We start from the raw sequence: 14,520 nt of genomic DNA, 5'->3' as shown, positions 1-14,520 counted from the left end.
ATTCAATTTTTTAATTTTGGTTGTTGATTTAATTTTCCTCGTTTAAATAGTTGAAAAGACTGTTTTTTGTGTTTTTTAATGTTTAGATATTGTTAAATAAACACTAAGCTAAATTACACTTGTTATTTTAAAATCCAAATTTAAAATTCAGTGCTAAAAAAAGGCTGTGTTTCGGCTGCCCCAAACCTTAATTTTTATCCCGCATATTGATGGTAATTTGAATAGGCTTCAGTAATATTGTATAGAAAAAATATTTCCATGAAGATAGACCTCAGAAGTGATACGGTGACCCTGCCGGATGCGGGAATGCTCGATGCAATGATGACTGCAAAAGTTGGTGATGATGTGTTTGGCGAAGACGAAACAGTACATGCATTGGAGCATAAGCTTGCTGCTATGTTTAATATGGAAGCTGGATTGTTTTGCCCATCCGGAACCATGACCAACCAGATCGCTATTAAGTGTTTTACCAATCCGATGGATGAGGTAATTTGCGATCAGCGTTCTCATGTATATCGTTATGAGATTGGCGGCATCGCTTATCATTCTATGGCTTCAGTCAGACTGGTGGACGGCCCAAGGGGAATACTTACGCCTGAGCTTATTGAACCCGAAATTAATGAAGAGAACATTCATTATCCGAACTCGAGTTTAGTAGTATTGGAAAATACCGTGAATAAAGGGGGAGGAGCGTGCTATACGCTATCGCAGATAGAGCCGATCCATACTTTATGTAATATAAAAGGATTAAAGCTTCATCTTGATGGTGCCAGGATATTTAATGCGCTGATGGCAACGGGCGATGATGCTGCGGATTATGGGACTTATTTTGATGGGATTTCAGTTTGCTTGTCGAAAGGCCTTGGTGCCCCTGTAGGATCAGTATTACTGGGTTCAAAGGCTACCATTAAAAAGGCCATTAAAATCAGGAAGGCCTTTGGTGGTGGCATGCGTCAGGCTGGTTTTCTGGCGGCTGCAGGTATTTATGCACTGGATCATAATGTGGGTAAGCTGGCCACAGATCACCGTCATGCCAGAGCATTGGGTGAAGCACTAAGTAGGGCAAGCTACGTTTCGTCTGTATTGCCGGTTCAGACCAATATTGTGGTATTTGAAGTCGCAGATGGCTTAACTCCGCTAAGTGTGGTGCAACACCTGGCAGAAAAGGGACTACTTTGTAGTGTTACAGGACCAAAAACGGTAAGAATGGTGACACATTTAAATATTTCTGAAGAAATGATAGACATGGCCATAGAAAACATAATACATTTGCACGTATCAGCTCACAAATAACTTTCAGCTATTAAATGAAGAAGATTCTTATAGCCAATCGCGGCGAAATCGCACTGCGTATAATGCGGTCAGCCAAAGAAATGGGAATAAAAACTGTTGCCGTGTATTCTGAGGCAGACAGACAATCATTACATGTACTTTATGCGGATGAAGCGGTATGTATAGGACCAGCTCCATCTAATCAATCCTATCTTATAGGTGAAAAGATTATTGAAGCCTGCAAAATTACAGGTGCTGAAGCCATCCATCCGGGATACGGATTCTTATCAGAAAATGCAGCTTTTGCAAGGTTGGTAAAGGCTGAAGGACTTATCCTGATCGGACCAACTCCTGAAGCGATGGAAATCATGGGAAATAAGCTATCGGCTAAGGCTGCGGCATTGAAATATAAAATCCCTATGGTTCCGGGCACGGAAGAAGCCATTACTGATGTGGAAGAAGCCAAGCTAAGGGCTATAGCGGTTGGGTTTCCAATCCTGATTAAAGCAGCAGCAGGTGGCGGTGGTAAAGGAATGCGCGTAGTGGAGCAGGTGGCAGATTTTGAAGAACAAATGCAGCTTGCTGTAAGTGAAGCTTCGTCGGCCTTTGGCGATGGTTCGGTATTTATTGAACGCTATGTTTCTTCACCACGACATATAGAAATACAAGTGCTGGGTGATACACATGGTAATATTGTCCACCTTTTTGAAAGGGAATGCTCTATTCAAAGGCGACACCAGAAAGTGATTGAAGAGGCTCCTTCGAGCGTGCTGACGGAGGAAATACGCAGCAGGATGGGTAAATGTGCGGTTGATGTAGCCAGATCTGTAAATTATGTGGGGGCAGGTACAGTAGAGTTTATCCTCGACGAGAACCTGGATTTCTTCTTTTTAGAGATGAATACCCGCTTGCAGGTAGAGCATCCGGTAACGGAAATGATTACGGGCTTAGACCTGGTAAAAGAACAGATTAAAATTGCAAGAGGTGAAAAACTTGCTTATCAGCAGGAAGACCTGGAAATAAACGGACATGCCATTGAGCTGAGGGTTTATGCGGAGGATCCTGAAAATAATTTCCTGCCGGACATAGGTACTTTGCAGACTTATAAAACACCTAAGGGCTACGGCGTAAGGGTAGATGATGGTTTTGAGCAGGGGATGGAAATTCCAATATACTACGATCCGATGATTGCAAAGCTGATCACCTTTGGTAAAAACAGGGAAGAGGCTATTGAACGGATGGTTAGAGCGATTGATGAATATGAGATTACCGGAATACAAACTACACTGAGCTTTGGTAAATTTGTAATGCAGCACGATGCTTTTAAATCGGGCAAATTCGATACGCATTTTGTAAGTAAGTATTTTAATGCGGATAGCTTGAAAAAAGAAAATGATGAGGAAGCTTTAATGGCCGCTTTGTTTGCTGCATTGTCGTACAAAAAGCAAAAAGTATCGGCTAATCAGCCGGCATCGCAGGGGAGTATTAGTAATTGGAGAAGAAACAGGTTGAATAAATAGTGAAATTGATATGTTTACAGGGATAATAGAAGATCTTGGAGAAGTTAAAAATATAGTAGCTGAAGGGACAAATTTGCATTTTACGATTCAGTCGTCCATTAGCAATGATCTTAAAATAGATCAGAGCGTGGCGCACAATGGGGTATGTTTAACTGTGGTAGCTTTAACGGAAGATACGCATACGGTTACGGCTATTCAGGAAACGCTGGAGAAGTCGAATGTGAAGGATCTTAAGGTGGGTAGCAAGGTGAACCTTGAGCGTTGCATGCAGATGAACGGAAGGCTGGACGGGCATATTGTTCAGGGCCATGTAGACCAGACGGCGGTTTGTATTAAACGTGCTGAACTGGATGGTAGCTGGGAATATCGTTTTCAGTACGACGCAACGAAAGGCAATGTTACGGTAGAGAAAGGTTCAGTTTGCATTAACGGAATCAGTTTAACTGTTGTAGGGTCGGAGGATAATGAGTTTTCTGTTTTCATTATCCCATATACTTTCGAACATACTAATTTACACGAGGTAAATGTAGGTGATACTGTGAATATAGAATTCGACATCATCGGTAAATATGTGGCACGTTTGGTAGGACGCGCTTAAACGTTCTCAATTACCTTTTCAGTTCCTCGATCTTGTTTTTGATGAAGGCGATATGACGCCTTTGTTTTTGCGGATCTTTGATGCTGTTTAGGTATTGTGTATAATAGTTGATTGCATTTTTCTTGTCGTTCAGCTTATTCTCATAAGCCAGGGCAATGTTGTAATACAGACTTCCATTGTTCTCAAACTGCAATCCTTTTTTATAGATTTCAATCGCTTCTTTATTTTGGTTCATGCTTTCGTATGAATCGCCAAGCAATCCATAATAGGAAGCGATTTTAGGTGAAATGCCTTCTTTTATAGCTTGTTCTAAGTAACTGATGGCCGTTTTATAATCTCTGATTTCTCTGTAACTGCTGGCCATCTGGAGTAGCAAATGCGCTGATGGGTTCTTATTTGCCTCGATTAGAATTTTTCCTGTTTTTATAGCCTCTGTATTTCTTTTCAGAATCATATCCAGTGGCATTTTCACATTTAACAGCAGTAAATTATTGTTATCGGCGTTTAATGCCGGTTTCAATATTTCATCCGCCTTGCTAAAGAGGTTGTTTTTGAAATAGAGATCAGCGAGTTGCGCTGCAACCTCGGCATCTGTCGCGTTTAGCTGGTTTGCTTTTACCAGGTATGCCTTTTTTGACTGACTTTGAGGATCGCTCTCCAATTTTGCCAATTGTTTATAGGCATTGAAGTTATTGCTGTCGATTTTTATAAGCTGCAGGTAAAAGCCCTTAGCCTCAGGTAATTTACCGGCCATCAGGTTGGCATAAGCAAGTTGTTTTACTTTGTTTACATCACTGCTATCTTTACTGAAGTTTTGCAGGTATTGAGCTGCTTCGGCATATTGTTGTGCCTGGTAATATTGCAATAGTTTTTCGCGATCTAAGCTATCTGTTGTTTGTGCGTGTCCCAGATGATAAACTGTACAGGCAAAAAATAAAAGGAGTAACTTTTTCATACTCCGGAAAAATAGTAAAAACTAGGTGTACTACCAAGAAGTTGAGTTAAAATGACAGCTCCGGTACTTTATTGGAAAATACAACTGGGCTTGCAATTGCTTTTACGAGAGAGTCCCGAAATTCCTGCTTCTCCATGTTGATAGCTCCATATTGGGTAAACCAGGAATTTGCATCTCCACTAACATGCAGTTTAAATCCATCGGCTTTGAGTTTTAATAATAAATAATAGAAGGCAACCTTACCTGCATTGTCAACCGTGTTGAACATACTTAAACTCGCGTAGTATCCATTTATTGCAATTCCGAAACCACCACCAACAAGTCTCCCATTCTGATAGGTCTCAATACTATGTGCAATGCCTATTTGATGAAGTTCTAAGGCAACTTTAATATATTCAGGAGTGATCCATGTTTTTGTTTTCTCTCCTCGTGGTCTGGAGCAAGCGAGCAGTGTTTCATGAAAATTAGCATTTACTTTGACTTCAAATCGCTTGCCTGCATCTTTAAGCTTGTCTTTTTTTAAACAGCTCAATAAATCTTTTCCCATTTTAAAATTATCAACCGGTATGATTCCTCGTATTTCAGGGTCATACCAGTTCAATGTTTTACTGCCATTCATATCAGGCATGGGGTATGCGCCCATCAGATACCCTTGTAATATAACATAGGGCGATAATTCATATTGCGAGTAGGACCACGATATTGCCTTGTCTTTGCCCCCTGATACCTTTGTTAAAGCCGTATGAAATACTTGCTGGAGGAATCCTTTTGTAGTTTTCCTTACATTTTTCGGAATGATAGATGATACTTGTTTTGACAAAATTCCCATTTGGTTAGATTAAAAGGTTTTTTAATAAAACAGGGCAGATGATTCTCTACTAAATTTAAGGAATAAATTCAATAAAATAGGTAAAAGTAAAATAAGATTTACGAAAAGTTTAGAAAATTAGTTTTCGCTAATGGGAAGGTAAAGTTTAAAGCGTGTTCCTTTATCCAATTCGCTGGTTACTTCTATTTGTCCGTTGTTCCGTTCCATAAAATCTTTGCAGATTACCAGGCCAAGTCCAGTGCCTTTTTCATTCATTGTGCCTCTTGTAGAAACGCTGGCGCCGTTAAATAGCATGTCGAGCGCTTCTTTAGTCATGCCACGCCCATTGTCTTCAATAGTTAACAGCATCATGTGGTTTGCTTTGTAAACCGCGCTGATGTTGATCTCGCATGCATCGTGACAGAATTTAATGGAATTGTTTAAAATGTTTCGCACTACAATTTGTATCATCAGCATATCGGCATACACGAGGTGTCCTGGAAATACATCATGTATGATGTTGATTTTTTTGATCGCTGCGGAAGGTAAATGGTAATTCACCTCGTTGATGATCATGTTTCTTAAATCAAATTCTACTTTATTGATGCCATAGCCCTTTAACTGGCTCCTTGACCAATGTAAAATATTTTCTAAAAGGTCGGTTGTGTATAGGATATCTCTGCTGAGCTTGGGAGATAATGCTTTGAATTCTTCTATGGTAATCATATTTGTATTCAGCATTTTTAGTACCTCAGAGAGGTTAACCAGAGGGCCACGAAGATCATGGGCGATAATGGAAAATATCTTATCCTTTAATTGATTTAGTTTTTTAAGCTCCTCGGTTTGGAGTTTAGATTTTAAGGCTTCTTCTTTTATTGCCGTTAAATCCTGAAGTTTTATAATCGTAGCTTCATTACTGAGCTGACTTTCGTTCAGGTGCATAATGTTGGCTTCGAGATCAAATGAAGCTTTACCGGTATCCAGTTTTAGTTCTATTTTACCGCAACGATGATTTTTTAAGAAGTCGAGTAATTTATCCTGGCCGGGGAATAACGATTCAATCTGCATTCCGATAATTTTCCTTTTTTTATCAGCAGGAAAATACGTTTTGAAAGCTTCGTTATAGTCGATAATTCTGTTTTTCCCATCTAAAACCAGGTAGCCGTCCTGAATAAGGTCCAGTACTTTCTCTCTGGCTACGGGAAGGATATCGAACAGTTGAAATCTGTAAATCGCCATAGAAATGAGCAATACCGCCACGATAAATGCAAAGGGGGTAAGGTCGATATTTCCGAGTGGGCGTAAACCCAGGAGGTAGGCAAGATTCACCATCCATGGAACCAGGGCAGCTAAAAATATGGTGTAGTTCTGCCTTCTGTATATGGCGTCTGCTTTCCGAAAGGTGACAAATACCAGGTAAGTGCCTAAGCCTAAGAGTAGATAGAAATATACAGTGAAAAATCGATACCAGATGCCGGGTTCTATGATTGCCCTGGGGAAAGGATCACTGGCATCAAGTTTGATACTGTTGTAATGTAAGTGATGGTAATTGTTTGTCCAGACTAACAGTATAGTGATGATGGATACGCTAAACATTAAAACAAGATTTAGCCGTTTTTTGTACCAGTAATCTTTACCGGATAGTTGCAGACAAAACAAAAACCAGTTTACGGGAAGGGTGCTGATTCCGAGGTATTCAATGTTGAGGAAAAAGCGCATTTGACTTAATGTAGGGCTGGCTAATTCAAGGCCATAGGCTAGCGACCAGATGGCGTTAGACAGCATCATGTAACTAAATAAGCGAACGGCCTCCCCTTTTCTTTCAAATAAATGGTAAGAAAATAAAAGTGTAATAATGCCGCAAAAAATTAGTGTAATGGCGTACGAATTAAAAGTAAAATCCATTCAATTTCAGATGATGTTAACCGCGCAGAAAGTTTTTGTTGCATTATTAATGAGCGTGAATATAAAACTACGTAATTTACTTTTCAATTGAAAATAATCTTAATTTTACATACATAATTTAAACTACTCCCCCATGAAAAAAATAATCTTATCAGCATTGTTTGTCTCCTTGAATTTGGCGGCATTTAGTCAGGTTTTACCTAGTTTCCAGCTCGGAGCGAAAGCTGGTGTGAACCTTTCGAAATTCAGTACAGAGAATACGTTTGACAGTGATAATAGAGCTGGTTATTATCTGGGTCTTTGGACACGTATCGGTGCGGCAGGTATTCATTTGCAGCCAGAGTTGTATCTAAGTGGTAAAAACTCAACGCTGAAAGATAATAATACCGGACAATTGAATAAAGTGAAATTTACCAGTATGGATGTACCGGTTCTTGTGGGTACCAAGATTGGCGCTGCAGGAATTGGCTTACGTTTAAATACTGGTCCGGTAATATCATTTGTTTTAAGTGATGATCAATCTTTAAAAGATGCTGCAGGAAGTGCATTTAGCGGCGATTTTAAAGGTCAGAATTTTGCATGGCAGTTTGGCGCCGGTTTGGACGTGGGTAATATAGGCGTTGATTTAAGGTACGAAACCGGACTTTCTAAAATCGGAGAAAACGGTTACGATGATACGAAATTAAGGTTGTTTACTTTAGGATTGGCTTATAGAATATTCTAGTTAAAACATTAGTTTTCAACAAAATGTGGAAAAGCCTGATCATGAACTTGATCAGGCTTTTTTTGGCGCTATTATTGTCCTTTTATTCCTCCCTAATTTAAAACGATAAGGTTATGGAAATTAAAGAGTTGCTTCTAAATGGAAAGAGCTTTTCTGAGCTCCTTAAACAGTTTTCAATTGATGCCGCTGATGTCACAATTCAGGACGAAGGCATGATTCTCTCTGAACAGTTTTTAAGACATAAAGAAATCGTAAAAGAAAGTATTTGTATCGAAGGAAAGAATAAGGAGGGTATTATCAATTTTTTTGGAACATTACATTACAACCTGCTTAATAAATTAGCAGTGTTTGAAATGCAGGGTTTTGAACAGGTTTCCTTAAGGTAATGCGCAGCTCGCTTAGCTTTTGATTACTTCTTTAATTTCGTAGTTAAATGCGCCTTTTATGGGGCGTATCGGGGTGTCGCTATGGTCGCTTAAGACCTTTACGTAGCAGGCCCCAAAGTAAAATATAAAGGACGAATAGAAGACAAACAGCATAATCAGCACAATCGATCCGGAAGTACCGTAAATGTTGCCGATGCCACTCAATGGAAGCAGCGTACGCAACAGGTATTTTCCTATGGTAAATAGTATACCTGTGAGTATACCGCCCTGGATGGCAGCTTTCCAGGTGGGTCGGCCATTGGTAAGGTACTTGAATAGTACCGAAAACCAGGTGGTAACAATGGCTACAAATAGCAGTTGGTTAAGAATAATCAGGAATACTCTTCCAAAGTTGGGAGAGGCGGTGTTGATATAAGGGCCAATAAAACCCTGCATGCTGTCTGTTAGCACACCCACGATAAAAAGAATCCCTGCGAGTAATATAATGACCATGGAACGGGCCCGTAGTTTTACTTTAAACATAAAACCTGAGTGTTCTTTAATTCCAATTGACCAGATCTGATCCATGGAGTTTTTAATGACATTGAATAGGGTGGTGGCGACAAACAGAAAAAAGGTAAAACTAATCAGGGTAGCATACCAATGCTGATCAATGCCTCTGATGTTTCTTAGTGTTTGTCGGATTTGTAAAGTGCTGCTGTCATCGAGCATGTTTGCCAATCGCTCGAAAATACGTCTGGCTAATATCTTTCTGTCGATAAAAAAACCGAACAACCTGATCAGAATTAATAAGATAGGAGGGAGTGCAAAATTGGCAAAAAATGCTGTAGCGCCTGCTAAACGCAAGGGGTCATTTTTTTGGAATAGCTTAAAAGCAGCGCCAAACCTGATAAAAAATAGCTGTATTGTGCTAAGTATGTTGATTTCCATTCCCCATCTGTTGCCTTAAGTCCCGAAAGTAACTATTTTTTTTAATCCGGACATAGCAGTGTGAATAAAAAAAGAGGACATCCCATACTGGAATGCCCTCTCCGTTTTTAAATGAATAAAGAGGTCTTATAAATTTCCTCTTAGCTCTTGTTCACGTTCTAAAGACTCAAATAAGGCTTTAAAATTACCCGCACCAAATGATTGAGCACCTTTACGCTGAATGATTTCGAAGAATAATGTTGGGCGATCTTCTACCGGTTTGGTGAAAATCTGCAACAAATAACCTTCTTCGTCACAATCAACAAGGATACCTAATTCCTTAAGCTGCGCTATTTCTTCGTCGATTTCGCCAACGCGATCCGGCATCATATTGTAATAGGCTTCAGGGGGTGCACTTAAAAACTCAACCCCTCGAGCTTTTAATTCCTTTACTGTAGTCAAAATATCTTTTGTAGCTACTGCAATGTGTTGCACCCCTTCGCCTTCGTAAAATTCTAAATATTCTTCAATCTGTGATTTTTTCTTTCCTTCGGCAGGTTCGTTAATAGGGAATTTTGAGAAACCATTACCGTTACTCATTACTTTACTCATCAACGCAGAGTATTCGGTGTTGATTTGTTTGTCATCAAATGAAAGGATGTTCACAAAACCCATTACATCTTCGTACCATTTCACGGTTTCGTTCATTCTGTTCCATCCTACGTTACCTACGCAATGATCGATGTACAATAAGCCAGCATCTGCCGGGTTGTAGTCGCTGGTCCAGTCGCGGTAACCTGGTAAGAATGTACCCTTATAATTTTTGCGTTCAATAAACATGTGTACCGTTTCGCCATAGGTATAAATACCCGACATGCGTACTTCGCCATGCTCATCTGTAAGCGTTACCGGCTCCATATAAGGTTTACCACCGCGTTTTGTAGTTTCTTCAAATGCGCTGTAAGCATCATCTACCCAAAGTGCGAGGATCTTAACCCCATCGCCATGTAGTTTTACATGCTCAGCGATCGGACTTTCAGATTTTAAAGCGGTAGTTAATACCAATCTGATCTTTCCTTGCTTTAAAACATAAGAGGCACGATCGCGCACGCCCGTTTCCGGACCTGCATACGCAAGTGACTGAAAACCAAATGCTGTTTTGTAATAATGAGCTGCCTGTTTAGCATTGCCCACATAAAATTCTATATAATCTGTTCCATTTATTGGAAGAAAATCCTGCGCTTTGGCAATTTTTTCTGCAAATGTTTGTGTTGACATTTTAGTTTATTTTATGATAATAAGTTAGTTTTTTCTCTTTGCTTTTCCCAGCCCGCTATATTCGCTCTGCTATATCCTCCCTGCTATTTGCACCCTGCTATTTCCACCCTGCTTGTCAAAAAAATTCAGTGCTACGAGCTGACATGCAAAGATTTTGCCCTTCCGCAAAAGATTTGAGGAAGCGACTAGCAGCTGTATTTTTTTCTATTACTCGACATTCTCTTGCCAGCTTTTATGATAGCTTTCGTCTTCAATATTGATGGCATCTTCTGTTAACATGAGCGGACGGAATGGGTCAATCATTACAGCCAGTTCTTCTGTGCTTTCCTTGCCGATTGATTTTTCCACTGTTCCCGGATGCGGTCCGTGTGGAATACCCCCCGGGTGCAGCGTGATCTGTCCTTTTACTACGCTTTTTCTGCTCATAAAATCGCCATCTACATAGTACAATACCTCATCACTATCTACATTGCTATGGTTGTATGGCGCAGGAATAGATAAAGGATGGTAATCGTATTTACGGGGTACAAATGAGCAAATAACGAAGTTATGTCCTTCAAACGTCTGGTGTACAGGAGGCGGTTGGTGTAACCTGCCTGTGATCGGCTCGAAGTCGTGGATAGAAAATGCCCAAGGGTAATGGAAACCATCCCAGCCAACAAAATCAAAAGGGTGGGTGCCATAAGTATAAGGATACATGATGCCTTGTTTTTTGATCAGCACCTCAAAATCTCCATATTCATCAATAGTTTCCAGGTCTTGCGGTCGCCTGATGTCCCTTTCACAGAAAGGAGAATGTTCTTCCAGTTGCCCAAAAGCATTTCTGTAGCGTTTTGGTGTACGTATCGGGCTAAAGCTTTCTACGATAAATAATCTGTTCTTTTCCTGATCAAACTCCATCTGATAGATCGTTCCACGAGGAATTACAAGATAATCACCGTATTTGAAAGGTATTTTTCCAAAGCCTGTTTTTAATGTTCCTGTACCTTCATGGATGAAGATCACTTCATCAGCCTGACTGTTTTTATAGAAATAATCAGTCATCGACTTTCTTGGTGCAGCCAGTGAAATGTGTAAGTCGCTGTTCACAAGTACAGGCTTACGACTTTTTAAATAATCATCCTCCGGCTTAATGTTGAATCCGATCAGACTGGTATGTCTTAAATGCTTTTCTCTTGCGATTTTGGGTTCAACAGAATAAGGTTCTCCCAGCGATTTTACCATGGTTGGAGGATGGCAATGGTAGACCAGGGAGTACAGGCTTGAGAAACCTTCCGTAGAAACGAGTTCTTCAGCATATAACTTCCCATCGGGTTTACGAAAAACCGTATGACGTTTAGCAGGAATGGAACCTAATGTATGATAGATAGGCATAACAAAATGTCAGTTAATTGGTTAGAATAATATGATTATAACGATAAAACCGTGAAAACGTTTTATCAAAGGCACTAAAAGAGTTAATGCTAGTTGGAGTATTGCGCAAAAATGATTTTAGAGAGCATAGCATATCTAAACGCTGCCAGGGCTTGCGAGGCTACTTGATTTTGATATATGAAACTGCTATTTACCATTTTCGTTTATGCCTGCTAAATTAGGTATTAAATCCAGTAATAACCAAACTATTAAAACAGATATTAGTTGAAAACTTTTTGTTTAGCTATAAATGTTACTTAAAGCAGAATCTTTCTGTTTTAGCGTAAATTATTTTTATATATTTAAACTCCCATTTAAAAAAATAAATAAAAATAATCGACTATGATTTGGATACAACTGATAATATTAATCGTACTGATTTTGGTTGGTGCAAGAATGAAGGGGATAGGCTTAGGGGTGATGGGGGCCGTAGGCTTACTGATTTTTGCACTGGGCTTTGGTTTAAAACCAACTACGCCGCCAATTGATGTAATGTTGATCATTTTAGCTGTGGTTACTGCCGCTGCGGCCTTGCAGGCTTCGGGCGGAATGGAGTATATGGTAAGTATCGCCGAAAAAATACTCCGTAAAAACCCCAACCACATTACCTGGCTTGGTCCTTTAGTCACTTATACATTTACATTGGTAGCAGGAACCGCACATATTATATATTCTTTGTTGCCAATTATCGCAGAAGTGGCTACTAAAAAACGGGTAAGACCTGAACGTCCGCTTAGTATCTCGGTAATTGCTGCCCATATGGCCATTACTGCCAGTCCTATTTCTGCGGCGACAGTGGCGCTGACAGCTTTACTAGCGCCTAAAGGCTATGAGCTGACACACATCCTTATTGTTGCCATACCGGCAACGATTATTGGGGTGCTTGCAGGGGCCTTGGTAGCGAGCAGACAAGGAAAAGACCTGATGAAAGACCCGGGATTTCTGGAGCGTTTAAAAGATCCTGAATTTGTAAAGTTATTGGATGGTGAGCCTGCAGGTGAGCACGAAGGGGACCGGGTTTTTAGTGCTGAATCTAAAAGAGCGGTGTATGTGTTTCTTTTAGCCATTTTAAGTGTGGTATTGTTCGCTGCCATTCCTTCACTTCGTCCTTCTTTCCTTACGGATGGTAAAATGCAGCCATTGAGAATGGTGGAAATGATTGAATTGTTAATGCTTACTGCGGCGGCAGCGATCGTTTTTGTTTCTAAAACTCCTGCTACGAAAGTATCTCAATCCACTATTTTCAGATCGGGTAGTGAAGCGGTGATCTGTATCTTTGGTGTAGCCTGGATGAGTGATACCTACCTGCAGGCGCATATGCCTGTCTTCGAAACGCATTTGAGTGCATTTGTTACGGACCATCCATGGACTTTCGCCATCGCCCTTTTTGTGATGTCTATTCTTTTATTTAGTCAGGCTGCAACCGTGCGTGCTTTAATGCCATTGGGAATAGCTTTAGGCATTCCCGGACCAGCGCTTATTGCGATGTTCCCGGCTGTGAACGGTGATTTTATCATACCTAGTTACCCTACATTAGTAGCTGCAATGGGCTTCGACCGGACCGGCACAACGAGGATTGGAAGGTTTTTAGTGAACCATTCCTTTACGCCTCCCGGTTTGACAACAGTAATCGTTACTGTTGCCGTTGGCTTTCTTATTGCGACGATTGTACTGTAACTTGAATGATTCTTATCGGTCATTTGTTTAATTTTATCTAGCTTTGAGCACTACTTAAAAATAAAAAATACTGAAAATATGAAGCTGGTATCCTATAAAACAGAAGACAGAGAACACCTTGGTGTTTTTGTAGACGGACATATTTATAACCTGAATTCCTGCGATAAACAATTGCCGGATGAGATGAATGCTTTCTTACAGGGAGGCGAGGATTTAATGGTGCGTGCTAAAAAAGTAGATGCACAAATCAAAGCCGGAGCATTGGAACCAAAGCAGGAAGCCTTTTTTGAATTATTGGCCCCGGTTCCTCATCCTACCTCATGCAGAGATGGATACGCTTTCCGTCAGCACGTAGCTGCTGCACGTAGAAACCGTAAGGTAGATATGATCGCTGAGTTTGATCAATATCCTATTTTCTATTTTACAAACCATAATGCTATTCAGGGACCTGGTGAAATTGAATGCATGCCGGATCATTTTCAAAAGCTTGATTTTGAATTGGAAGTGGCTATTGTAATTGGTAAAAAAGGACGCAATATTAAAGCCGCTGAGGCTGATGATTATATAGCTGGCTATATGATTATGAATGATATGAGTGCCAGAACACTTCAAATGGAAGAGATGCTTTTAAACCTTGGCCCGGCTAAAGGAAAGGATTTCTCTACAGTAATCGGCCCATGGTTGGTTACGCCTGATGAACTGGAGCCATATAAAGCTAGCGCTAAACCTGGTCATACCGGAAATGTTTACGATCTGAAAATGAGCTGCATCGTTAATGGTGTACAGGTGTCTTCAGGAAGTACAGCAGATATGGACTGGACTTTTGCTGAAATCATCGAGCGTTGTGCTTATGGTGTTGACGTACTTCCAGGTGATGTGATCGGTTCGGGTACTGTGGGTACCGGTTGTTTCCTTGAATTAAACGGTACAGGCTTGTTAAATGACCCGAATTTCAAACCACAATGGTTACAGGATGGCGATGTGGTGGAAATGGAAATCACTGGTCTTGGCCATTTAAGCAATACCATTCGTAAGGCAGATACAGATTTCTCTATTCTGGCATTAAAAAAATAGG

The 14,520-nt window shown here is 40.3% G+C and carries 13 protein-coding genes; 7 read left to right on the top strand and 6 right to left on the bottom strand.

Annotation, left to right across the window (positions count from 1 at the left end):
- Positions 1-258 precede the first annotated feature (258 nt).
- From B9A18_RS14120 to B9A18_RS14110, 3 genes are read left to right on the top strand one after another with little or no spacing between them, the layout of a single operon-like run.
- A complete protein-coding gene (locus B9A18_RS14120) occupies positions 259-1,293 on the top strand; it encodes a threonine aldolase family protein (RefSeq protein ID WP_084289973.1) in 1,035 nt (344 codons plus the stop codon).
- A 14-nt stretch (positions 1,294-1,307) separates the two neighbouring features.
- Complete coding sequence (accC, locus tag B9A18_RS14115) at positions 1,308-2,792, top strand: acetyl-CoA carboxylase biotin carboxylase subunit (RefSeq protein WP_084289972.1); 1,485 nt, start codon at positions 1,308-1,310, stop codon at positions 2,790-2,792.
- A 10-nt stretch (positions 2,793-2,802) separates the two neighbouring features.
- Positions 2,803-3,390: a riboflavin synthase gene (locus B9A18_RS14110; protein WP_084289971.1), complete on the top strand. Its 588-nt coding sequence runs from the start codon at positions 2,803-2,805 to the stop codon at positions 3,388-3,390.
- Positions 3,391-3,400: 10 nt separating this feature from the next.
- Here the strand turns inward: B9A18_RS14110 and B9A18_RS14105 are convergent, their stop codons facing one another.
- The 3 genes from B9A18_RS14105 to B9A18_RS14095 form a co-directional block, all read right to left on the bottom strand.
- Entirely contained in the window at positions 3,401-4,345 is a 945-nt protein-coding gene (locus B9A18_RS14105) for a tetratricopeptide repeat protein (protein ID WP_084289970.1), read from the bottom strand.
- 46 nt (positions 4,346-4,391) lie between these two features.
- On the bottom strand, positions 4,392-5,165 hold the full coding sequence (locus B9A18_RS14100; RefSeq protein WP_159452664.1) for a leucyl/phenylalanyl-tRNA--protein transferase: 774 nt from the start codon (positions 5,163-5,165) through the stop codon (positions 4,392-4,394).
- Positions 5,166-5,291: 126 nt separating this feature from the next.
- Complete coding sequence (locus tag B9A18_RS14095; RefSeq protein ID WP_084289968.1) at positions 5,292-7,058, bottom strand: sensor histidine kinase; 1,767 nt, start codon at positions 7,056-7,058, stop codon at positions 5,292-5,294.
- Between the two features lie 133 nt (positions 7,059-7,191).
- On the opposite strand from B9A18_RS14095, the gene B9A18_RS14090 reads away from it, so the two are divergent.
- On the top strand, positions 7,192-7,782 hold the full coding sequence (locus B9A18_RS14090) for a porin family protein (protein WP_084289967.1): 591 nt from the start codon (positions 7,192-7,194) through the stop codon (positions 7,780-7,782).
- A gap of 113 nt (positions 7,783-7,895) precedes the next feature.
- Positions 7,896-8,168: a hypothetical protein gene (locus tag B9A18_RS14085; RefSeq protein ID WP_084289966.1), complete on the top strand. Its 273-nt coding sequence runs from the start codon at positions 7,896-7,898 to the stop codon at positions 8,166-8,168.
- A gap of 12 nt (positions 8,169-8,180) precedes the next feature.
- On the opposite strand, the gene B9A18_RS14080 is transcribed toward B9A18_RS14085, so the two are convergent.
- The 3 genes from B9A18_RS14080 to B9A18_RS14070 all read right to left on the bottom strand — a co-directional run bounded on the left by B9A18_RS14080 (position 8,181) and on the right by B9A18_RS14070 (position 11,729).
- Entirely contained in the window at positions 8,181-9,098 is a 918-nt protein-coding gene (locus tag B9A18_RS14080; RefSeq protein ID WP_084289965.1) for a YihY/virulence factor BrkB family protein, read from the bottom strand.
- 126 nt (positions 9,099-9,224) lie between these two features.
- On the bottom strand, positions 9,225-10,355 hold the full coding sequence (hppD, locus tag B9A18_RS14075; protein ID WP_084289964.1) for a 4-hydroxyphenylpyruvate dioxygenase: 1,131 nt from the start codon (positions 10,353-10,355) through the stop codon (positions 9,225-9,227).
- Positions 10,356-10,562: 207 nt separating this feature from the next.
- The gene (locus B9A18_RS14070; protein WP_084289963.1) at positions 10,563-11,729 is read right to left on the bottom strand and encodes a homogentisate 1,2-dioxygenase; all 1,167 of its coding nucleotides are present in this window, start codon (positions 11,727-11,729) and stop codon (positions 10,563-10,565) included.
- Positions 11,730-12,110: 381 nt separating this feature from the next.
- On the opposite strand from B9A18_RS14070, the gene B9A18_RS14065 reads away from it, so the two are divergent.
- On the top strand, positions 12,111-13,445 hold the full coding sequence (locus tag B9A18_RS14065; RefSeq protein WP_200816364.1) for an anaerobic C4-dicarboxylate transporter family protein: 1,335 nt from the start codon (positions 12,111-12,113) through the stop codon (positions 13,443-13,445).
- Between the two features lie 78 nt (positions 13,446-13,523).
- Positions 13,524-14,519: a fumarylacetoacetate hydrolase family protein gene (locus tag B9A18_RS14060; protein WP_084289962.1), complete on the top strand. Its 996-nt coding sequence runs from the start codon at positions 13,524-13,526 to the stop codon at positions 14,517-14,519.
- Position 14,520: the final 1 nt, after the last annotated feature.

Source organism: Pedobacter nyackensis (assembly GCF_900176505.1).
GTDB lineage: Bacteria > Bacteroidota > Bacteroidia > Sphingobacteriales > Sphingobacteriaceae > Pedobacter > Pedobacter nyackensis.
Note: the sequence above shows the minus strand (reverse complement) of the source record. Positions and strands in the feature narration are given on the sequence as shown.

What these genes read in the sequence shown, in the direction of transcription:
- B9A18_RS14105 (WP_084289970.1), bottom strand. Translation starts at nt 4,345, where the DNA reads ATGAAAAAGTTACTCCTTTTATTTTTTGCCTGTACAGTTTATCATCTG.
- B9A18_RS14090 (WP_084289967.1), top strand. Translation starts at nt 7,192, where the DNA reads ATGAAAAAAATAATCTTATCAGCATTGTTTGTCTCCTTGAATTTGGCG.
- accC (WP_084289972.1), top strand. Translation starts at nt 1,308, where the DNA reads ATGAAGAAGATTCTTATAGCCAATCGCGGCGAAATCGCACTGCGTATA.
- B9A18_RS14070 (WP_084289963.1), bottom strand. Translation starts at nt 11,729, where the DNA reads ATGCCTATCTATCATACATTAGGTTCCATTCCTGCTAAACGTCATACG.
- hppD (WP_084289964.1), bottom strand. Translation starts at nt 10,355, where the DNA reads ATGTCAACACAAACATTTGCAGAAAAAATTGCCAAAGCGCAGGATTTT.
- B9A18_RS14085 (WP_084289966.1), top strand. Translation starts at nt 7,896, where the DNA reads ATGGAAATTAAAGAGTTGCTTCTAAATGGAAAGAGCTTTTCTGAGCTC.
- B9A18_RS14110 (WP_084289971.1), top strand. Translation starts at nt 2,803, where the DNA reads ATGTTTACAGGGATAATAGAAGATCTTGGAGAAGTTAAAAATATAGTA.
- B9A18_RS14080 (WP_084289965.1), bottom strand. Translation starts at nt 9,098, where the DNA reads ATGGAAATCAACATACTTAGCACAATACAGCTATTTTTTATCAGGTTT.
- B9A18_RS14065 (WP_200816364.1), top strand. Translation starts at nt 12,111, where the DNA reads ATGATTTGGATACAACTGATAATATTAATCGTACTGATTTTGGTTGGT.
- B9A18_RS14120 (WP_084289973.1), top strand. Translation starts at nt 259, where the DNA reads ATGAAGATAGACCTCAGAAGTGATACGGTGACCCTGCCGGATGCGGGA.
- B9A18_RS14095 (WP_084289968.1), bottom strand. Translation starts at nt 7,058, where the DNA reads ATGGATTTTACTTTTAATTCGTACGCCATTACACTAATTTTTTGCGGC.
- B9A18_RS14060 (WP_084289962.1), top strand. Translation starts at nt 13,524, where the DNA reads ATGAAGCTGGTATCCTATAAAACAGAAGACAGAGAACACCTTGGTGTT.